The organism is Trichococcus sp. (assembly GCF_055118575.1).
On record NZ_JBSQPW010000014.1, the window covers coordinates 34309 to 55961 of the forward strand.

Annotated in this window: 19 protein-coding genes; 2 read left to right on the forward strand and 17 right to left on the reverse strand. The window is 44.4% G+C overall.

What is annotated here, in order from left to right; all coding sequences use genetic code 11:
- Positions 1-34 precede the first annotated feature (34 nt).
- Together ACTCCX_RS05570 and ACTCCX_RS05575 are read right to left on the reverse strand one after the other, a co-directional pair.
- A complete protein-coding gene (locus ACTCCX_RS05570; RefSeq protein WP_463275100.1) occupies positions 35-1096 on the reverse strand; it encodes a hypothetical protein in 1062 nt (353 codons plus the stop codon).
- Positions 1097-1541: 445 nt separating this feature from the next.
- A complete protein-coding gene (locus ACTCCX_RS05575; protein ID WP_463275101.1) occupies positions 1542-2213 on the reverse strand; it encodes a VanZ family protein in 672 nt (223 codons plus the stop codon).
- Between the two features lie 867 nt (positions 2214-3080).
- Here ACTCCX_RS05575 and ACTCCX_RS05580 point away from each other — a divergent pair.
- On the forward strand, positions 3081-3713 hold the full coding sequence (locus tag ACTCCX_RS05580; RefSeq protein WP_463275102.1) for a PepSY domain-containing protein: 633 nt from the start codon (positions 3081-3083) through the stop codon (positions 3711-3713).
- Between the two features lie 136 nt (positions 3714-3849).
- Here ACTCCX_RS05580 and ACTCCX_RS05585 read toward each other — a convergent pair whose 3' ends face one another.
- The 14 genes from ACTCCX_RS05585 to ACTCCX_RS05650 form a co-directional block, all read right to left on the reverse strand.
- Entirely contained in the window at positions 3850-4410 is a 561-nt protein-coding gene (locus ACTCCX_RS05585; RefSeq protein ID WP_463275103.1) for a hypothetical protein, read from the reverse strand.
- The gene (locus ACTCCX_RS05590) at positions 4407-4946 is read right to left on the reverse strand and encodes a hypothetical protein (RefSeq protein ID WP_463275104.1); all 540 of its coding nucleotides are present in this window, start codon (positions 4944-4946) and stop codon (positions 4407-4409) included. The genes ACTCCX_RS05585 and ACTCCX_RS05590 overlap by 4 nt, the downstream gene beginning before the upstream one ends.
- Positions 4939-5970 carry a type IV pilus biogenesis protein PilM gene (pilM, locus tag ACTCCX_RS05595; protein WP_463275105.1) on the reverse strand — a complete coding sequence of 344 codons (1032 nt, stop codon included), beginning with the start codon at positions 5968-5970 and terminating at the stop codon, positions 4939-4941. The genes ACTCCX_RS05590 and pilM overlap by 8 nt, the downstream gene beginning before the upstream one ends.
- A 43-nt stretch (positions 5971-6013) precedes the next feature.
- Positions 6014-6769, reverse strand: a complete 756-nt coding sequence (locus tag ACTCCX_RS05600) for a prepilin peptidase (RefSeq protein ID WP_463275106.1) — start codon at positions 6767-6769, stop codon at positions 6014-6016.
- An 85-nt stretch (positions 6770-6854) separates the two neighbouring features.
- Positions 6855-7205 carry a competence type IV pilus major pilin ComGC gene (locus tag ACTCCX_RS05605; RefSeq protein WP_463275107.1) on the reverse strand — a complete coding sequence of 117 codons (351 nt, stop codon included), beginning with the start codon at positions 7203-7205 and terminating at the stop codon, positions 6855-6857.
- A 136-nt stretch (positions 7206-7341) separates the two neighbouring features.
- On the reverse strand, positions 7342-8550 hold the full coding sequence (locus tag ACTCCX_RS05610; RefSeq protein ID WP_463275108.1) for a type II secretion system F family protein: 1209 nt from the start codon (positions 8548-8550) through the stop codon (positions 7342-7344).
- A gap of 35 nt (positions 8551-8585) precedes the next feature.
- Positions 8586-9602: a type IV pilus twitching motility protein PilT gene (locus tag ACTCCX_RS05615; RefSeq protein WP_463275109.1), complete on the reverse strand. Its 1017-nt coding sequence runs from the start codon at positions 9600-9602 to the stop codon at positions 8586-8588.
- A 13-nt stretch (positions 9603-9615) separates the two neighbouring features.
- Positions 9616-11241, reverse strand: a complete 1626-nt coding sequence (locus tag ACTCCX_RS05620; protein ID WP_463275110.1) for a GspE/PulE family protein — start codon at positions 11239-11241, stop codon at positions 9616-9618.
- A 17-nt stretch (positions 11242-11258) separates the two neighbouring features.
- Positions 11259-12746 carry a PilX N-terminal domain-containing pilus assembly protein gene (locus tag ACTCCX_RS05625; RefSeq protein WP_463275111.1) on the reverse strand — a complete coding sequence of 496 codons (1488 nt, stop codon included), beginning with the start codon at positions 12744-12746 and terminating at the stop codon, positions 11259-11261.
- 8 nt (positions 12747-12754) lie between these two features.
- A complete protein-coding gene (locus ACTCCX_RS05630) occupies positions 12755-13246 on the reverse strand; it encodes a PilW family protein (protein WP_463275112.1) in 492 nt (163 codons plus the stop codon).
- The gene (locus ACTCCX_RS05635; protein ID WP_463275113.1) at positions 13191-13604 is read right to left on the reverse strand and encodes a hypothetical protein; all 414 of its coding nucleotides are present in this window, start codon (positions 13602-13604) and stop codon (positions 13191-13193) included. The genes ACTCCX_RS05630 and ACTCCX_RS05635 overlap by 56 nt, the downstream gene beginning before the upstream one ends.
- 72 nt (positions 13605-13676) lie before the next feature.
- The gene (locus tag ACTCCX_RS05640) at positions 13677-15134 is read right to left on the reverse strand and encodes a sensor domain-containing diguanylate cyclase/phosphohydrolase (RefSeq protein WP_463275114.1); all 1458 of its coding nucleotides are present in this window, start codon (positions 15132-15134) and stop codon (positions 13677-13679) included.
- 4 nt (positions 15135-15138) lie between these two features.
- A complete protein-coding gene (locus ACTCCX_RS05645) occupies positions 15139-17418 on the reverse strand; it encodes a putative bifunctional diguanylate cyclase/phosphodiesterase (protein WP_463275115.1) in 2280 nt (759 codons plus the stop codon).
- 460 nt (positions 17419-17878) lie between these two features.
- Positions 17879-18931, reverse strand: a complete 1053-nt coding sequence (locus ACTCCX_RS05650; protein ID WP_463275116.1) for a GGDEF domain-containing protein — start codon at positions 18929-18931, stop codon at positions 17879-17881.
- Positions 18932-19362: 431 nt separating this feature from the next.
- Here ACTCCX_RS05650 and ACTCCX_RS05655 point away from each other — a divergent pair, with 431 nt between their 5' ends.
- Complete coding sequence (locus ACTCCX_RS05655) at positions 19363-20058, forward strand: EAL domain-containing protein (protein ID WP_463275118.1); 696 nt, start codon at positions 19363-19365, stop codon at positions 20056-20058.
- A 220-nt stretch (positions 20059-20278) separates the two neighbouring features.
- Here the strand turns inward: ACTCCX_RS05655 and ACTCCX_RS05660 are convergent, their stop codons facing one another.
- The gene (locus ACTCCX_RS05660; RefSeq protein ID WP_463275117.1) at positions 20279-21331 is read right to left on the reverse strand and encodes a GGDEF domain-containing protein; all 1053 of its coding nucleotides are present in this window, start codon (positions 21329-21331) and stop codon (positions 20279-20281) included.
- Positions 21332-21653 lie beyond the last annotated feature (322 nt).

The window sequence follows — 21653 nt, forward strand, 5'->3', positions numbered from 1 at the left end:
ATGGTCATCAGCTGAATGGGTGGCTTAGAGCGTTTCATTTGGATAAGGCATTTCTTCGCAGCCCCCGATATATTTTCCGGAATGCCGTGAACAGCCCCAGTCGTTTCAAGCTCCGAAGCAACCATGTCCTTTGTTTGTAAACTAGCCATTTAGAGACTTGTTTGTTTTTGGCTATGATCCAGTTGCCCGGAAACTGGGTATTTGGTTCAGCGGAAGCCAGATGCATCAGCTGTTGCCGGACTTTTTCTGGGTCGGTTTCAAAGTGGAGTGTGTATTTGCTGTTTTGGAAAAGTTGCTGCGCATGGGCCTGGATTGCGTCATTACCCGCCTTGTCGGCAGTTTCGAAAAGGTAGAGTGAGCATGATTTTGGGCTATGATTGTTCGGAGGATTTTTTATGAGCGTAGAATTTTCGAAGATTGAGGAGAATACTCCTGTTGAAGTGTTCAGGGGATTTATTTTTATGGAATAGATAAGTTTACCCTCTTGATTGATAGCTTTCCGGATTTTCCGGGCATAAGAAAATTTCGGTTCGATTGCCGGAAACACGTAAACCAGTTGAACAGTCTCCTTCAGTTTGGCATACTCGAGAACCAGAAAATCCAAACACCGCCTATCGAGTAAGCGCTTTCTGAAATAGGCAGCATCGTACGTGACTTTTGCATCAGAAAGTCGAACGATCGGCACTTTTTTGTTGAAGTATATGGCAACCGAAACCCGATGTGCCCCGTCCAGCAGCACATTGTCTTTCCCGACCGGAACGACAGACTTGTCTTTCTCAAAACCGGAAATTTTGATCGCATCGATCAGCTGATCGAATGAGGCGAAATACTTTTCGATAGTGTCCTTTTCAGGGCTCCCGCTCTCTTTGAACGTCCCATAGGAAAAGGCCTCGATGTGCTTGACGTAGCATTCCCTGATGAATGGAGTTAGCCGGCTGTTTTCACGGGCTTCGATGTACATCAGCTTCGCTACCAAATCCAGCCGTTCGCTCACGAGCAAGGTTCGCGAATCAACCCATTCGACAGGGTAATCCTTGTCCCGATCAATCCCGTAAGTCTCACAAAAATAAGGCGTCAACTCGTGGCGAATTTTCATAAAAACACCTCAGCTTTTCAATACGAGCACAGCAAAAAAGCGTTTCGAATCGGATATTTTATTTTCAGATGAATGATAAGTAAGGATAAAAAAATCGAGAAATGATAGTTTTTGGATGGTTCACATGGTGTGTGTGAAATGAAAGTCTACGTGGTGGGGAAAAATTGGTGCAGCAAGTTCCAGCAGAGAGCCGGGTGGATGAGAAGATAGTTTGGATAATAAATATATTATCACATTAAATTTATACGAGGGTACGTGTTGGTTTATCTACTTGCATTCTATCATAAATCAGCCAGGTTTGAAACGTGGAACTACTTGAACGCATGATAATTTTCGAAAAAACAAACAACACAATCATGTCCTTATAGATTTGACCAAGGATTCAGCGCCAGCAACGAGCCAGTCTATAGGAAAAATATCCTAGCAAAATAGCCTAAAAACACGATCAATCCGGTGTTTTTAGGCTAGACTTTTTCCAGCGGCGCCATAGCTGCTTGGCCACGACAGACAGAATGATACCGAGAGCTGCGCCCGAACCATCGATGAAAACATCCTTCACAAGCGGTCCGCGGCCGGGTACGAAAATTTGATGGAACTCATCACTGATTGCGTACACCACACAGAACAGTAGGCTGGCACCTCTCCGCTTCCAGGCGGTCGCGGTAGAGGCCTCATTCTTCATTGCATGCGAAACCAGGAAACCGAGGATCAGATAAGCGATGAAGTGGGCGGATTTCCGGATCAATCTGCCTGCGTAGGAAAAACTGGTGTCCTGCACCAAATCGACGAACAGGAACAAACTGATCGCAAACACCAAAAAAATGGCTGCTCCACCGATGATCCAGCTTTTCTTGATGCCGAAAATTTCCGGTTCGTCCTTTTGTGTTTCGAGTAGATGGATCAGCACTAGGATACCTGCCAAAAAAACGACCGTTCCCTGCGCACGCGTGAAATGTTCGATGAATGCTGCAAGCTGATTGAGTCCGTTCGTCAAGAAGCGTGTCACGCTTCCGCTCAAAATGATGGACTGATTTGCCGGTTGAGCCGACAGCATAAAAATAACAATCATCCATGCGATTACCGGCAGCCAAACATAGTTGCGTCGCTCTCTTTTCATCGGCAGCGCCTCTTTTCTTTCCGACTGAATGTTCCTTTCAGTATATCAGATAGTTGAGGTGCGTTGTAGTCCATAAGTCGAATATTTTGCTTGCTGCTCCGGTGAGCGACAGGGTCGCAGGAGTTGACGTTGGCTTCTTAGGCTGTCCTCCCGTGAAGACTTCCTCACAGGAGTTGGTGCATCTCTTCCCAGTATTACATCCGAAGACGCACGGCTTCGCCGGAGGTAATCTGCCCGTAGCGGCCGGTTCTCCGGCCTAGCATACCAGCTTTCGCTCCTCCTGCGAGCAGCTATGTTGCCGGAGTTGGCGCGGTCTTCTTAGACTGTCCTCCGGCGACATCTTCCTCACAGGAGTTGGTGCGTCTCTTCCCAGTATTACATCCGAAGACGCACGGCTTTGCCGGAGGTAATCTGCCCGTAGCGGCCGGGTCCTCCGGCCTAGCATACCTGCCTTCGCTCCTCCGTTGAACGGCGGGTTCGCAGGAGTTGGCGCGGTCTTCTTTGGCTGTCCTCCGGCGGCATCTTCCTCACAGGAGTTGGTGCGTCTCTTCCCACTATTACCTCCGAGGACGCACGGCTTCGCCGGAGGTAACCTGCCCTTAGCGGCCGGGTCCTCCGGCCTAGCATACCAGCTTTCGCTCATCCTGCGAGCGGCTGTGTTGCCGGAGTTGGCGCGGTCTTCTTCCGCTGTCCTCCGGCGACATCTTCCTCACCGGAGCTAGCGCCCCATTCCAAGGCTGTCCTCCGGCGACGACTCTCTCGCCGGAGTTGGCGCCACATTCGACGGCCGGCTCCTCCGGAGAAGGCCGTTTTGTTTGACCCATAATGTTGTTTGCCTTATCCTTGTATGAGAAAGGATGATGTTAAATGATGCAGAATTGGAAGTATATCGCCTTATCCGGCGTGGCGGTTTTGACGCTCGCCGGGTGCGGGGATAACGCAAACACCACTGATGAGGTCTCGAGCACCAGTTCCTCAATGGCGCAGGAAGCTAGTACCGAGACGATGGATCCGGCGAACACAAGTAGTACTGCGGTCGCAACCGATGATGCATTGCCGGCCGACGCAGGCTACAGCAACGTATCCTTGGACCGTGCCGTCGCAATTTTCATGGAAAAATATCCGGATGCCCAAATCAAAGAAGTCGACTTCGACAAGGACTTCGGCGACTACACTTATGAAATCAAAGGTGTCGTCGGACAGACCGAACATGAGCTTCGTATTGATGCCGAGACCGAAGAAATCCTGAAAGAAGATAGCGAAAATAACGATCACGATGACGACGGCTATCTATCCTTCGATAATCTGATCACTCCTGCCGAGGCCATTCGAATCGCCCAGGAACGCATCAACACCGAGGCTTCGGCTTTTGAAGGCTGGAAACTGGACAACAATAACGATCACGGGAATGCTCCTGTTTATGAAGTCGAGTTCCAAGGACACGATGCCGAAGTGAAGATTCACGCTGAGACTGGTGAAGTTTTGGGAGTCGATGGCTGATCAGGCTCACCTTGACTGCCCAACGTCTGAATGCAAGGACTTTCCTTCGCCTCACTGATGGCTAACACAAACGAGCGGCACCCTCACATTTTCTTGTGAGGGTGCCGCTCGTTTTTTCAATTATGTATGAAGAAATTCAATTTTGAGCGTCTTCGGATTCTGCTACATAATAAAACAGTTCAAAAGTGAAAGTACCGCTGAAAGACTCCTCACCAATTTTTTCGAACCCAAAAGAATGGATATTCCAGATGCGTTCCAAGTCCTCTAGCCTTTCGATCAGCCTCTGCAGATTGCCTGCAGCAGTGCTTGTCATTTCCACTTCATAAGTGCTCTTCCGGTAACTTTCATCAAGTCCTTCGATCGGTTCGGGTTCTTCTGCACGCACGATTTGTTGCACCAGAACATTCTCTTCGGCCGCAAGCTGTTCCAGAATGACCAGTTCTTGGTGGACTTTTTCGCCTTCAGGTAAAAATTTCCAAGTCTCTTCGTAAGTTTGTCGGTACTCATCCAGTAAGGTTGCTTCTGGAGGATAATCGGCCAGCAAGCTCGTTTGTTCCGCCACCAGCTGCGCTGCACGATCGGCTCCTTGCTTAATCGGAGCGAGAAAATACACGTGAGCGAAAACGAAAGCCGCCAGAACCATCAGCCCCATCACAAATGCCAATAAAATAGACAGTCGATCCCATTTCAGCTTCATGAAAGAACCTCCTCTCGCAGCGCCGCTTCATCAAGTTCCAGCCAGAGTTCGACCGTCGAACCCGCTCCGTCCAGTTGATTTTCCATGCGGATGAGCTGGACATTCGAAACATAAGCCAACGCTTTAAACTTTTCGACTGTTTCGGAGATTTCCGTGACGGTCAGTCCCTCCAACACCAAGGTGATTTGATTGGTCTCATTTTTATTGAAAATAGCCACATGCTGTTCGCCGTTAGGAACTTGCGCCGTGATCTCCTTTGTCACGAAGGCCATCGGATATTGTTTCGCTTCAAAAGTGGCTTTATTCTCTGCCGTCTGCTCCGTCAATTGCGCGTATTCCTGCATTTGACGCGAAACCCGCAGCTGCTCTGCCTCGGTCTGAAGCCACTCCCGGTCACGTATTTCCGCTTTTGTATAATACGCTTGCGCCGAGAAAAAATAGACGCCCACCAGAACAAGCAGGAAAAGAAAGGCTCCACCAAGCACATAAGGAAGAAAATTCCGCTGTTTTTTTTCAAAAAAATTGACTTCAAACATGTTCATTTTCCTCCTGTACTTTTTTTCCGGAACGCTTCATTTTTTTCTGCGCAACCTTCTTCGGAACACCGGCCTGCTTCTCCTTCGTTGCGAGCCCGTATAAAGGCAAAAATTTCGAGCTGATTTCTTCAGACGGCTGCAGCAAGTGGATTGGCAAGAAAAAACGTTGGGCCAGTTGATCCCTTATCTTTTCCAGATATGGGAAATCGCCTGCCAAAACAATGTCCGTCACGCCGCCTTGACCGTTCATCACGGAATAGCGATAAAACTCCAACAGCCTTTCCAAAACATCCAGCATATCCGTGATCGTCTCTTCAAAAGACTCCTGATCTTCCTTCCAGATCCATTCGCCTTCCGGACCGATCTCCCACAAATCCACCAAACGAGCTATCCGTGAATGGCGCGAAAATTTAGGCAAGTCACTGTGGAAAACCATGATCGTGTGATCCACAGGGCTGTATTGCAGCATCATTACATGTTTGTCGGGAGTCTGTTCCAAATCACGCTGCTGCAGTATGGTCCGGTACAGGCACAGCGAAGAAATATCCGCCAAGACTGGATTCAAGGCTACTTTCTCCAACAAGGATTCGTACTCAAAAATGACATCCTGTGGGTAGAGCATCAAAAGAATGTTCTGCTCCAGATCACTAACTTCAAGCAACTCGAAATGAAAGCGCGTCTCCTTGAACGGCGAGCGGATCAGCTGGCCCATGTGCAGTGCGACATAACCCTTGATTTCTGACGGCGCCAACTGCGCCGGTATCTTTTCCTCCCGCACGATGACAAAATCGTCCGGCAAGAGGATCGCTGCTTTTGCATTTTTCCATTTTTTTTCGGTAACCAGCGCATTCAGCCGATTTTCAAGCAACGAGGGATTTATTATTCTCCCTTCATGAAGAATCTCGGTATCGAACAGAATTTCACTCTGTTCCAGTATGGTCCGGGACTGGGCATCCATGACCAAATAGCGGATCCTTCGCTCCAAAAATTGAAAATATAATAATGGCTTTTTCTGAAATAACATTATGTGCCTCCTTCCTTATCCAATACACAGACAGTGGTCCGACTCAGCTGAAGAGCGTCAAATACCACTGAATCAACGCTTCGCCAAAATAAAAAACAGTCATTGCGGCCAGACCGATATACGGCCCGAACGGTATCGTCATTTTCCGATCGCCACCCTTCAGCTTCATCAGGATCATTCCAACGATCGCTCCGTAAAGTGTGGCCAAAAAGAACAGCAGCAAAAAATGAACAGGTCCGAAAATGAACCCAAATAAAGTGAAGTATTTCAGATCACCAGCACCCATGCCTCCGTTCGATGCAAGGATGACCACGAATACCAAAATAAAAGCCAGACCCGCTCCCGCTAGAGACAGCCACAGAGACGGCTGCGAATACAGCAAGCGCAGCGCCACAAACAGTGGCGTGAAAAACAAAAGCAGCTTGTTGGGGATTTTCCTATAGGCCAAATCCGATACCGTGATCGGAACAATCAGCGCAATCAACAGCAAGCCCAGAACCGTTTGCCCGCTCCAACCATACCGGTAGAATGTACCAGCCGCCAAGAGTCCGGTCGCCAGCTCCATGATCGGGTACAGCAGCGAGATTTTTTCCTTGCATTCACGGCATCTGCCACTTTGGCGCACAAAAGACCAGACCGGAATCAATTCTTTCCAAGTCAAAGTCCGCTGGCAGGTATCGCAATAGGAACGCGTTTGAGCCAACAACGACCCGTTCGGTACCCGCAACCCCACCACATTAAAGAACGATCCGAATACCAAGCCATAGATGAAAAAAATAACCGTTACGATTGTATGCATGAAAAAACTCCTAATAAGCAAGAAAGACCCCACGAAGGAGTCTTTCTATGTATTTGAATGGGTGTTACTATTCTTCAGGATATGTTTATTTTGTAACTGAATACTGTCCTTCATCATCTTTTGTAACCGTATAAATAACTGTCGTGCTACCGTCTTCTACACTTTTCGCTTCTAGATATCCAGCATCAATTAATTCTTTACTTGTTACTCCATCAGTTTCATCAATGGTTCCACCTCCCAATTCATACATTTGGGCAGCGTCAATAACTAACTCTTCTTGAGCTTCAGTTGTTTTACCTTCAGCACCATCAATCACATTACCAATCAAAGGAATCGAGATACCCACGATTAGACCCAAAATTACGATAACACCCAACAATTCTACTAATGTAAAGCCGCCTTCTTTGTTCAACAACTGTTTGATTTTATTTCTCATGTATATTTCCTCCGTCTTATTCTGTATTTTTTTATTGTTTGTTTACTAAAAAAACTCACCTTGTTTTTCAACAGAAGTTTATTTCTTTCCTATTATATAAAAACTCATTTACGTATGCAATCTTTTTGTTTGATGATTATCCAAACGTTTCGAACATGCTGAACATCGGCACAACGATGGAAAGTACGATCACACCTACGACTCCGGAAAGGAAGATAATCATGACCGGTTCGATCAACGCCTGCAGTTTGTCGGACGCTTCTTGCACTTCCTGATCGTAGATTTCCGATACTTTTTTCAGCATCTCGTCCAACTCTCCGCTCGATTCTCCGACTTGGATCATCTGAATGATCAGCGGCGGGAAAAACCAGTGATCGACCATCGGCTTCGCCAGCGACTCGCCTTGCTCGACATCCTTTTGCGCCTGCTGCAGCACCTGTTCTACAACGCGGTTGCCCACTACTTTACTGGTGACTTCAATGGCCTGCAGAATCGGGACAGAACTGTTGATCAAGGAACTCAGCGTTTGCGTCATCCGCGCCAGCAGTGTTTTCTGGATGAAAGTACCCAGAATAGGAATCTTCAGCTGCACCACATCGAATACATAGGCGACCTGATTTCTTTTCCCAAGCTGAACGACAATTGCCACGAGGCCTCCGACGCCTAACAGCATCAGCCACCAGTACCGCTGAAGCAAGCCGCTCAATGTCAGGACGAATTGCGTGATAGCAGGCAACTCGCTGCCCATGGACGCAAACATATCTGCAAAAATTGGGACAATGAATACCAACAGGAAGGCTGTGATGAAGAGAGCCAATACCCCTACCACAAGCGGATAAGTCATAGCAGTCGAAATCTTTTGTTTGATACGGTGCTGCTTTTCGTAATAGTCGGCCATCTGTTGGAGCACTTCTTCCAGCCGTCCGCTTACTTCAGCCGAATGGATCATATGGATTAATAGATCCGGAAACAATTTCGTTTTTTTCGCCATCGCTTCCGACAAAGGCACTCCTTCTCTGACTTCCTCGGAAATTTCTTCCAACGCCTCTTTGAGCGCCAGGCTTGTCGATTGGGCGGCAAGCAGGTCCAATGCATCCACAAGCAGGATCCCTGCATTCATCAACGAGGAAAACTGCCTCAGGAATACGATGAAATCCTTTGATTTCAATGACTTGCGCAAAGAGATCTCCTTGTTCAGGACCGCATTCAGTGCAGTAACGTCAAAGACGATCAGATCCATATGTCGGAGTTCATTCAGAGCTTCTTTCTTATTAGGGCTCTCGATCTTGCCCTTCATCAATTTCCCATCTTTGGTTTTGGCTTTATAGGCAAAAACTGCCATCATTCCCCTCCTTCCTTGTCTAACAAATTTTTCTTTCACTATGGTAATAGATGCGACCGACTGATTGTCTCTACTTCGACGAGTCGTTTGACGCTCATCTCCATCGTGTGCATGCCTTGATCCATCGAAGTCTGCAGCACATTCGGGATTTGATGCATTTTTTCAGAGCGGATCAGATTTTTGATTGCTGCATTGTTGACCAGCATTTCCGTCGCTGCAACGCGTCCATTGGTCTTCTTGGTCGGCAGCAAGCGCTGCGACAAAATTCCAAGGAGCACATTTGCCAGCATCAAGCGGATCTGCTCCCTTTGTCCTGCCGGGAAGACATCGATCATCCGCTCGATGCTTCCGGCCGCATCCGAAGTGTGCAGCGTTCCCAACACTAAGTGGCCTGTTTCCGAAGCTGTGATGGCCGTGGAGATCGTGTCCATGTCACGCAGCTCCCCTACCAGAATGACATCGGGATCTTGACGCAGACTCGCGCGCAGACCGTCTTTGAATGATAAGGTATCAAAGCCCACTTCCCGCTGTTCAATGATGGATTGCTTATGCACATGCAAGTATTCGATCGGATCCTCCAATGTGATGATATGCCGGTTCATCGTTTCGTTCACATAATCGATCAGCGCCGCCAGTGAGGTGCTTTTTCCGCTGCCGGTCGGTCCGGTAACCAAGAAAAGTCCATGAGGCTGTTGGACCAATTTTTTGGCGATGCTGGGTAGTCCTAAACTTTCCACGCTGGGAATGTCTTTGGAAATGATCCGAAAAGCAAGCGAAAGCGCGTTGCGTTGGTAAAAGGCATTCACCCGGAAACGGGCAATGTCCGTGATGGCATAGGAGAAATCAATTTCCCGTTTTTTTTCCAGCGTCTCCCACAGGTCCTGGCTCAGGATGGCTTTGGCAAACCCTTCTGTATCGCGAGGCATGAGGCTGGCTTGTTTTTGGGGAATCAGCTTTCCGTCCACCCGAAAAACCGGCGCAGCGCCTACGACAAGGTGAACATCGGACGCTTTTTTTTCATAGGCGTCTCTTAATATCATATCCAATTGTTCCATCGTTTCCGCCCTCTTATTCATTGATTGAAGCAACCCGCAACACTTCTTCCAGTGTCGTCTTGCCTGCTTTTACTTTTATCAACCCATCATCAACCAAGAAGCGGATGCCTTGCTGCTGGATATGGCGCTTGATTTCCTGGATGGATGCCTGATTCATCATCAATTGCTTTATTTCTTCTGTAATCACAATCAATTCATGGATAGCCATCCGTCCACGATAGCCGGTATGGTGGCAAACGTCGCAGCCCTTTCCGAAAGTGATTGTGTCGATTGTCTGATGGCGGCGTTCGAAGATTTCCCGTTCGACCGGCGTAGCTTCGCGAGTTTGGGCACAATCTTTGCAGATGGTTTTGACGAGCCGCTGTGCGACGACACCGCTTAAGGCGGATACGATTAAGTAAGGTTCGACACCCATATCCAGCAAACGGGGAATGGCCTCGATTGCGCTGTTCGTATGCAGGGTACTGAAAACTAAGTGGCCTGTCAGAGCCGCACGCACGCTATTTTCAGCCGTTTCCTTGTCCCGGATTTCCCCTACCATGATGATGTTCGGATCTTGACGCAAAACGGAACGCAAGCCTGTTGCAAAAGTCAGCCCGATCTGGGTATTAACTTGGACTTGGTTGATGCCCTCGAGTTGGTATTCAACCGGGTCTTCAATCGTGATGATATTACTTTCGGGATGGTTCAGTTCATTGATCGAGCCGTACAGCGTGGAGGTTTTCCCGGAACCAGTCGGACCTGTCAGCAAAATCAATCCAGATGGCTGGGCAATCAAATTGCGATAATCCGCTAAAATATCGCTCTCCAGGCCGATATCCTCGACTTTCCGGAACATATTGGAGATATCCAATATCCGCAGCACAATTTTTTCGCCAAAAACGGTCGGTAAGGTTGATACCCGCAGATTCACCCGTTTGCCCAAAACGGTTGTGCTGATGCGGCCGTCTTGAGGCAAGCGCGTTTCCGTCACGTTCAGCCCAGCCATAATTTTTATCCGGGCAACCAAAGCGTTCATCAATGTTTTCGGCAAAGGTCGTTCATTCCGGAGCAGACCATCCACGCGGTAACGCACGGATACTTGGCGTTCGGTCTGATCCAGATGGATATCGGAGGCACGCAACGAGACACCCGTTTCCAACAGTTGATCGAAAATTCTTACTGCTGGCGCATCTTCCCCCTCCACGTAGTCGATATTCACTTCTTTTGAGTCGTACAGACGGTTGATGGTCTGCAATAAATCATCCCGTGTCGCGATCACTGGTCTGACGGCATAGCCGGTGGAAAACTCCAGCTCCTCAATGGCATAAAAGTCCAATGGGTCATTCATTGCCACAATCAAACGACTACCCGCTTTTTTGATCGGGAGCAATAATTTCGATCGTGCAAAATCTTTTGATATCAACTCGACTACAGACATATCGATCGGATATTGATACAAGGATACACTTTCCAGTTTCAATTGGATTTCCAGTGCATCCAGCAGTTGCTTTTCGGTGATGTAGCCTTGTTCAACCAAAAGATCACCTAATTTTTCGTCCTGCTTTTTCATGGCGAGTGCTTCCACAATCTGCATTTCCGTTACGAGCCCTGCTTCTTTCAACAAGTCACCTAATTTTTTCTTCTCAAAATCTGCCACATGATCCCACCTTTCTTCTATTTTTCTATGATTGGCCCGGCGATGATGATGTCTTCCGGCTTCGGATCAACAGCAGGAACCGAGGATCCACCGAATGGAAAACCTGTCGTGTCGATGTCTTTATAAGTGAGACTTGTACCACCGTTCATACTAAATTGCTTTGCGATAACCGTGCCATTTATCGAATAAGAACCTTGTAATGAGACTTCTGCACTCGGCGCAATCAGCATCATGTTGGAAACTGCATTCCCGCCCGTAAGCTGAACACTTTTACTTGCCGTTAAGAAAATCCCTTTAATACTGAGTGAATTGGCAAAAATATCTATATTATTTTTAACAATAATATTTCCATTTATTGTCGCACTCCAATCACTTAACTTGAACTTATTATTGTCTGTTCCAAGAAATATAAGGTTAAGCGGAACGCTATTTTTATTATTATTAAAATTTGGAAGATGTGAAATATCCAATTCATCTCTCACGAATATGGTAAGCGTCCCTCCGCCTGTAATAATCAGATTACTTGAATCGATCACCATCTTATCAACCAAAATTGTGCGATTCTGTCCTTGAGTATTTATTGTAAAAACCTGGTTCCATGTGCTTGTAATTATTGGAATATAAACATCTGATTCTAAAAAAAGCTCATAACTACCTTGGATGTTTAAGTTCCCCTTGTCATCCTGAACCTGATGGCCATTAAATATTTTGGATGGTAATATTCTAGTTATTGTAGGAGCGTTAATTTCACCTAAAATCTTTGTATAGGCTGTAAAATCAACACTATTACCATTTGCTATACGATTGCTCAACAAGTCTTTTTTACTACCCTCTACTAATTTATCAACATTTGCTTTACTGGAGTAATATAGGGTGGTTTGCGTAATTGTTGGTCCACCCGAAATTGTGATTGAATTTGGTAATGTGGCATTCGTGTATATATCACCTTGAAAAGTACCATTAGAAATTTTAATACTATCTTCCGTCAGCAAAGTCGCATTATCAGCAAGTATCGGCAATCCACCACCGCCAGTATTTTTTTCAATCCAATTCACGGTGAATTCTTTGGTGACGGTCCGTTTTTTCCCATCCACTTCTCCGGTGGAAGAAATCGTGTATTTTCTTGGGCCTTCTGGGACTGTTTTGGTTTCTGGGTCTACTTTGATGGTTGCAGTCGGTGTACTGCCGAACTGGTCCCTAAACGTAACACCCGCTGGACCATTTTTGGAAGACATAATAGTCGACACCCGCTCGTAAAAACTCTCTTCTGTTTTATACTCTGCATAAGCGTTTAATACTTCACTCTGAATCGCTTCATAAGCAGCGACGGCTCCGGCTTCAGCGACATAATAAGCGGAAGTACCGTCGCGGTTCGCATCCCCCAAACGGTAACTGCCGAGCGTGAGCGTTCCGATGGAGATACCGAGTACGGAAAGCACGAGCAGCACCATTAACGTTAATACGAGGCCGCTGCCGTTTTCTTCTCGGAGATGCTTGATTCCCATTTTCCCACTCAACTCCTCAAATAGATTTTCGTTTGGTATTTTTTTGATTGATTGTTGTATTTGGGTATACTTATTAATTCGATGGTCACACTTTTGTCAGCGGCATTCAATTCAACCGTAAAATCGGCCACCCCATCCGTCAACACCTGATTCTCATTTTTTACGAGCTCTTCCCCCTGTTGACGGAATCTTTTAACCCCTCCAATAGAAAGAACCGGACCCTCTTCAGAAACCTCGAGCGAACTGAAGGATTCTTTACGCACTTCTTTTGAGATCACCGACAATGCATAAGCAAAATCATTTGATTGACCTGCCGCATCGGACTGTGCCAAGAATTGTTTCTGTCCGAACAAATGAACAGCACCGACCAACGATAGCACTACGGATAAAAGCGCAATAGTGGCCAACAATTCTACGAGCGTCATCCCGGATTCGTTCCGCAGACTATTCTTCAGGATTTTCTTCTGTACGGAACGATAGCCGCGTTTCCATTCGTGCATATCTTGTTTCTCCCTTCCAAACTTCCACAGTTCCTTTGTAGAGCGTTCCATCCGATTCTTTTAACAGATTCGATACAATTTCATAACCGTTGCTTTCCGTTTCCATAAGCCCCAACGTTTCATCCACAGTTTTTGTATTTGCGTAATAAGTGAGCATTTCAATCTGCTCTTGTGCGATAAATGTCGCTTCGTTCACAGCGTTTGTTTCATTGTTGACCTTAGCAGCCTGAATAAAAAAAGACAAAAAAGTAGAGATGATAAGGGAAAGTAATAAAATGGAAGCCAAAAGTTCTACTAAAGTCATACCATTTTCATTTGTCAAAAACCCTTTTTGTCGATTGTTGCGCCAGTAGTTCATGATACGCTCCTCTTATCCAGTATTTTGAATGACATCACCTTGTGAACGTCAGAGCCACGCTTGCAGGACTGTTCAATGCTTTCCATGCTGCTCATCATCCGATTTTGAACCCATGGCCTCGATGAAAGCAGAGACCACTTGCGGATCAAACTGGGTCCCGGAATATTTTTTCAGCTCTTCAAGTGCTTCCGCTTTATTTTTTTGGGTACAGTAACTTCTTCCGCTCGTCATCGCATCGTATGCATCCGCCACTGCGATGATCCTTGAAGGTAATGGAATTTCATATTTCTTCAGTTGTTCCGGGTATCCTTCCCCATTGAACCACTCATGGTGGGATAATACAATCATCGCTAACGGAGCATATACATCCACGGACCGCAGAATTTGGTAACCGGATTCTGGATGCCGTCTGATCAACTCAGCTTCTCTCTTGGTCAATTCGGATTGCTTGTTGAGAATCTGCGAAGGGACTGTTATTTTGCCGATATCATGCACAAATCCAGCCTTCTCCACCATTTCTTGTATTGATGGCTCTAAGCCCATCTCCTTGGCAATTGCTTTTGCGTATTTTGCGACATTATTGGCGTGATCCAAATCCCATTTCCTGAGTAACCTGGGATTATCCTTGATTCCATCGATAATCGAATTTTTGTGTTTTCTGCTTTTGCGAAGCTTGTCTTCATACATCAGTCGGTCAGCTTCGGCAATCAGATCTTCGACTGAATCTTCCGCGCCAGTCTTAGTCGCCACGCCCAAAGAAATGGAGACCCATTGGGAAGGAAACCTTCCTGATATTTTAAACCCTTCTTTTTTCTGCAGTTCATCTGCTAGGAGTTGTGCCGTCCGACTATTGGTGTAGGGAAGCAAAAGAACGAATTCATCGCCTCCATAGCGGACGAAAATGTCATCCTTTCGTTTAAAACTGAGTATCCACTCCGCAATGCCGCGCAACAATTCATCCCCTTGGTCATGCCCATACGAATCATTGATCAATTTCAGTCCATTCAAGTCGACAAAAATTGCGCTAAGCGGCAATTTATAAGGCAAAACAACGGTTTCAGGGGATGTCCATAAATAGTTGCGCTGATACATACCCGTCAAAGAATCTCGCGTATGGTAGTACTCCAATTTCACCTGTGTCTTCATCAAGTCAGAAATATCCCGGCCGGATGCATAGATTTTTTTTTCGAATATTTTCACGCGCCACTCGAAGTAATGCGGTTCACCGTCCATGCTCATGATGCGGTTGATGAACTTATCCATGCCACCTTCTTTGACGGACTCACTGATCGCAAATTTCGTCGCATACATATCCTCTTTGAGTATGATTTCAAATATATTTTTCCCGACTAATCGAAACTCCTCGTAACCCAAAGCATCCTTCCAATTCGGATTGACAGCAACAATCTGTCCACTATAAGTGAAAACACAGAACAAATCCTTCGTTACAGAAAGATACCGCTGAAGCTCAGTGTTTTGATTCTTCAGTTCAGTGATTTTTGATTTGTATTCTTGAAGCTTTTCTGACATTTCTTCACTCCTTCACTTGCACTTGCGACATTCCGTTGTAATCTTCCAAAAATGAAAGAGCTTTTAGCTCTGGCAAGGGCCGACTAACAAGATATCCTTGAATAATGTCGCACCCATAGTGTTCCAAATACGTTTTTTGACGCTCGTACTCTACTCCTTCAGCAACGACCTGCAAGCCGATTTTGTGCGCCATCGAGATGATATCCGAAGTGATCAGATCTTTATCGGGTAAATGTGAGATGCGGTTGATAAAAAATCTGTCGATCTTCACAGTATCGATATGCAATTCCCCAATACTGGACAAGGACGAAAAGCCGGTACCGAAGTCATCCAGTGATACAGAAATCCCCAATCGCTTGATTTCTTCAAGAATATCATTAATTTGGTTATGATGCTCCAACAACACGGATTCGGTTATCTCAAATTCCAGACTCTTTAAAATTTCGTCAGTCAAGTACGGCGCTGCTCTAAGTGCTTCTACAAATCCTTCGCGCAACAGCTGGATACCGGAAATGTTCACGGCGAGCGTTACATCCGATAAACCTTGCTTCTGCATCCGAGCCAAAAAGTCGATCGCTAGTTTCATAATATGATTCCCGAGTTCGTTGATCAATAACTTTTCTTCTGCTAAGGCAATAAATTCGTCTGGAGGAATTTGACCGAGAGAATCGGTCCGCAACCTTGCCAATGCTTCAAATCCCATCACACGATTTGTACTCAAGTCAATTTTAGGTTGATACTCAAGGTAGAAAGAAGTAGTATCTTTTCCGCTTATCACGTCCCGAAGCACTTTCACGAGCTTCTCTTTTCGCAATAATACTTCCACCATCTTTTCATCAAAAAAAGCAAGTGGCAGAACTGCACTGTCTTTAATATAGGTTAATGTCAGAGTTGCATCTTGGAGAACCTTATCCGTCGTATCGTGTCTTTCCAACAGATTCACGATTGCGACCTGAACTTCGACAAACTGTTTTTCAGTTCCTTGAACGATAGGGTCATCGAACAGCCGGATCACTTTTTCCGCAATGTATCTCGCACTCTCTTTCTGCTCACTGTTATCCATAATGATAACGAAGCGATTCCCATCGTACCGGAAAAAAGTCTCATCCGTCTTCAATACCTGTCTGATTTTATCAGCAATCTGTTTCAACAGTTCATCCCCATATGCGAATCCATACGTCATGTTCACCATTTTCAAATTATTGAAATGCAATAACAATAGTACTTTATTCCGTTTTTTGGGAACAACAAGGAGCCCGTCCAAATAATCGTGCAGGTACCTTGTGTTTCGAAGACCCGTCACATCATCATAATAAGCAATCTTGATGTTTTCTTTATTCTTGCGGTAAGCATAAAACAAAATCCCGCCTGTTGTCAGCATGATGGCGATGAGAACACCTATCCCGAAACGGATGATTTCCGATACTTGCTTATCCAGATTATCAGTGGGCCAGTCAATCACGAGGGTGCCCAAACGTACAGAATCTGAATAAATCGGAACCGCGACTCTGACTAACGTCGTTCCGCTCATCTCAACCTGCTCCACCTGTGATTGCTCGCTCAGCAGTTTATTTTGTAAAGCTGCATCTTGAATCACAGTCCCTTTATATTCTGCAAGACTGCTCGCAACGACCTGAAATTTTGTGTCCACAAAAAGCACATTTTTAACGTCCTTACGACGGGAAATTTCATCCACAAGCCTGGCCACTTCAAATTCATCCAGGAATTCCTGCATATTTTCTGCCAGAATTCCTAACTGTACGAAGCCGCTGCCTGGGTTTTTTATGTACCCGAATTTGTAATACAGGCCATTCACACTATCTTGTCGGACTTCCTCGATTCGGATAGTTTGGTTACTCATCATAAAATCATAAACAGGATGCCCTTCATATGCTTGCCAACCAAGAAGCCCATCATCGGTACTTGAAATGATTTCGCCGCGATCGTCATAAACTGAAATTTCATCGACATTGAATGCTTGAGCTATTTCCCGAAGCACACTGCTATCTTCTTTATTCGGGATCCGTATGACCGATTGCGCCACGATTCTTATCTTTTCGTCCAATAATTTGGTTATCATATCGTAGGCTTCAGTTGTATGAGCCAGATTATGTGAGTAACTGTTGGCAATCTCAACGGTGCGTTGCTCCAACAATGCATGTTTTTCATCCACACGATTTTTGACTGTAAAAGCTGTCAATACTGAAAAGCCGATCATCAAAATTACAAAAGGTACCACAAAATAGGTCACCTCAACCGATTTGAGCTTATCCTTTTTTTTCACTGTTCTTCCTCCGTCCGCGACGATCAATTGAATACCCACTGGACTGACTTCCGCCACTTTTTCTCACTCCGCGTCCTTCTGTCTGAAGAATCAAAGTAAAGTACAGAACAATCGGGTTCACAAGGCGTTATTTATTTCATTATATACGAATCGGTAAGTTGATTGAAACACCTAGCACTTGATAGGCTTATATTAATTATTCCTACAGCAAAGAAAGGTAATGGGTGAAATCCGTTCCCATCCGAAAGGAGTGGCATCTGTTTGGGAAGTGACGTATTGCATTCAAACAAAGGACCGATCCTGGGAACTCCTTGAATACTCTTATTAACCGCCAAACCTCAGAAAACAGCCACAAATGTTGTTTTTCCAACAGTTATGGCTGCAATCAACGAAAATTTCAGAAACCTTACCTACAAACGAGAAACTGTACGTTAGTTTAGAATCCTTACTTATTAAATTATTAGTAGGGTGGAAATGAAACAATCACTTTATTTCTGCCGCCTTTTTTTGCTTGATAGAGAGCTATATCGGCTTTTTTGAGCGTTTTTTTCAACGTTTCCTCTTTTTGGCTGTGTGCCAAACCTACAGATATTGTCATACTGACCGAGTCACCCGAAATGATGTGGAATTTGCTGTGCGCAACTATCTCCTGAAAATCATGAATGAATTCTTCTGCCTCACACGTATTAGCGTTGGCTATCATAACGATGAATTCTTCACCACCGACTCGGTAGAAAGAAGTACTTGGAGTATCAAGCGCATTAAACACCAACGCCAACTGCTTTAAAAGCGCATCCCCACTATCATGTCCAAATTTATCATTATAATCCTTAAAATAATCGATATCCATCACTGCCAGTGTAATAGATTTTTTGTTCCGTTCCATCTTCATCAGATCGTTGTGGAAAGTACGCGCATTCTTGAGTTCAGTCAGGGAATCAGTGCTGGCGGATACAATCAAACTATACAAATCCGAAACGAAATAGTGCAGCATAAATGTTGCAGCATAACCGGAGATTATCAAAATTCCACCAATCAACAGCACAAGCGATTTATCAGCTATGAGGTGATTAGTCGCTACTAGTGTCGGGAGTAAAGAATAGGTGACTAAGACAAGCAATTGCGTCAGTTCGTTCAACCTATCTCGCGTATAACGATCTATCAGCGGTAATGTGACTGCCAGCAAAATGCTGATTTTTAGGTTAATCTCGGAAACGTCCGCATTCCCCCAAAAAAATCTGACCATTCCCAATAACAGAATACTCGATGAGTTTATTTTCCAATCCATATATTTAGCGGATAAGCCAAACATCAGAAATCTGAAATCATATCTCAAACCCATAATTACTGTGGAAAAACTCAACAAAATACTTTCTACCAACAATTCCAATAGAATGCATTTGATGTAGTAGGATATTGTCAGATTATTTTGATTTGGCGATCCAAATTTGCTTCTTAAATAAAAATAAATAGCCAAAAACATGATTCCAATATTTGCCAGTAGACTAATCATCGTATGCTCCTTACATGCGTGTCCACTAGACACAAATTACTGTATATTTTTAAAGCTACATCACCAAAAAAATCAAGTATGAATTACAGCAGAACAAATGTTTGATTAAGGGGAACAACTTCTCTAAAACAGTCATATCTTAATTATTATAACTTACTTATTTCGTAATACATAATATTACCAGATGTGATAAATGTTTATATTTTCAAAAAACAATATTGTTTTTATAATTTGGGATTAAATAACTATTTATTTGACCGATATAATAACTTTACGTTGGTAATTTCAAAATCTGTACAAGACTATGTATTTTCGGATCGTCATCTTTGGCAGTTTCAATCACATGATTTATTTAAACAAAGTATTCGATCCAATGTATTCTCAATAGCTAATTTTCAGTTAACTAAAAAGGGGGAAGATGAGTGGATGATATGCAAGCGTTGTTAGATGATTTATTCATAGTGTGCCAACCAATCATGCTATGTTCAAATACAAATGTCATCGATGGGTACGAAATTTTATTAAGATCAAAAAAACAACCTGGTTTCCCTGAAAAATTATTCCTATGGTTCATCGAAGTGGACCAACGTAATTCCAAATTGATGGCTTATTATTCAAGGGAGCTAAAAAAATTGATGGATGCCCACACCGACATCAAGTTATCGCTGAACTTGCATCCAATGCAATTACAGCATCCATCAACTTGGGAGTTTTTGGATTCTATTTCCTTGATGAGAAGGAATGTATCCATCGAATTGACTGAGCATTACTGCGATTCAAATCCAGATGAGCGGATGGAAGAACTCCAAAGCTATATCACTGAATTGAAGAATACGGGGATTTCGTTGGCGATAGATGATGTAGGAACTGGTCAAAATAACTTTGAATTAGTAACGAGTAATATCAAAAATATTTCAACGATAAAATTTTCACTCTTGAAATTTCGAAACCTAAACGATCATGTACTGTTCAATTTCTTGAATAGTTGGTATGTTTTGTCCCAACAGTATCAGCTCAAAATGATTGTAGAAGGTATTGAATCCGAAAGCCTCAGCAATGAGCTTAAAAATCTGGGATTGGTTTACCAACAAGGCTACTACCATGGTAAAGGCCAAGTATTGGTTTGACCTATTGCGGCCGTCCCAACAGGCCAAGCCCTTTTATCGGCGATCCGGTCGGGGCTAACGCCAACTTATGGGGCTGTCATCCGGTAAAGGGTTTCATTTCCAGCTGGTAAATATTCGCTGCGAAGCCTTGCATTGGCGTTGTACCTATAATTTAAAAATCCCCGACGAGACGAGTTCATCGGGGTAAAGGCAATGTATTCAATTTTTCTACAACCTTTTTCTAATGCAGCTGTGCTATCATCACTTTATTTCGGCCGTTTCTTTTCGCCTGATATAAAGCATTGTCTGCTCTCTTGAGTGTTTTTTTCAATGATTCATTTTTTCGGCGATGCGCCACACCGGCTGATATGGTCAGAGCAATCGGTTCTCCTGTCGTTGCAAAAAAGACGTTTTCCTCAACCGTTCTCTGGATGTGCCGCACAAAATTTTCCGAATCCGTGGCCTGAGTGTTTTCGAGGACAAGCGCAAATTCCTCCCCGCCGATTCTATAGAACGTTGCTTCCGACACTGCCTGCGCGTTGAACACACCTGCCAACTGTCTCAATGTCGCATCCCCACTATCATGCCCAAAACAATCGTTGTAATCCTTAAAATAATCAATATCTATGACGGCCAGCGTTACCGATGGATTATTCCGCTGCTCCACTGAAGACAATTCTTTATGGAACGCACGAACATTTTTCAGGCCTGTCAGATGATCGGTGCTGGCAGAGATAATCAGATAATAAAGATCAAAAACAAAATGATGCATGATGAAGACGCTCCCGTACCCGACCACAACCATAACCATACTTATATAGACAGCCTGTAATCTATCAGCAATCAAATAATTGGAAAGCAAGATAGTCGGCCACATGCAGTAGCTGACCAAAATATACAACTGCATCAAGTCATTCCATTTTTTTTTGATAAAAGCTGCAATGAGCGGCAAACTGACTGCCAGAATGACACTTGCCAACACATTCATTTGCGCAACCTGATCATTCCCCCACCCAAATCTTAAGATAGCGAGCAAGAGTATACTCGAACTGGTCACTTTCCAATCCAAATATTTCGCAGAAAAACAGAACAATAAAAATCTGAAATCATATCTTAAGCCATCCACTACGATGGAAAAGCTCATCAAAATGATACCTACCAACACTTCCAACAAAAAACTGTTGATAATATCGGATTTATTCCCTCCCGCTTGTTCATGCCAACCAGTGCTCGTCCTCATATAAAAATATACAGCCATTAGCATAACGCCTACGTTTGCCAGTATATTGACCATTGTGCACTCCCTAATTATTTGCCTCGTAGAAATCAACAATTCCTATAATTTCACTACTTTTTGATGCTACCCGTAGAAACAAATGTTTCTTTTTAGAGGATACATCAAAAAAATTATACCATTTGACCTATTATACAACACAAACTTTATTTTATAATACTAGAAATTGGCGAAGTATGTGTCAATCTTTTCTATGCAAAGTTCAGAAACCTTACGTGTACTACCTATTTAGAAATGTTTTAATATTGTCCCTGCAGCTTCGGCGCGCGTCGCTTGCCCATCCCTTCGGGAATCAAGTGAATCAAAACCCACGATTCACTTG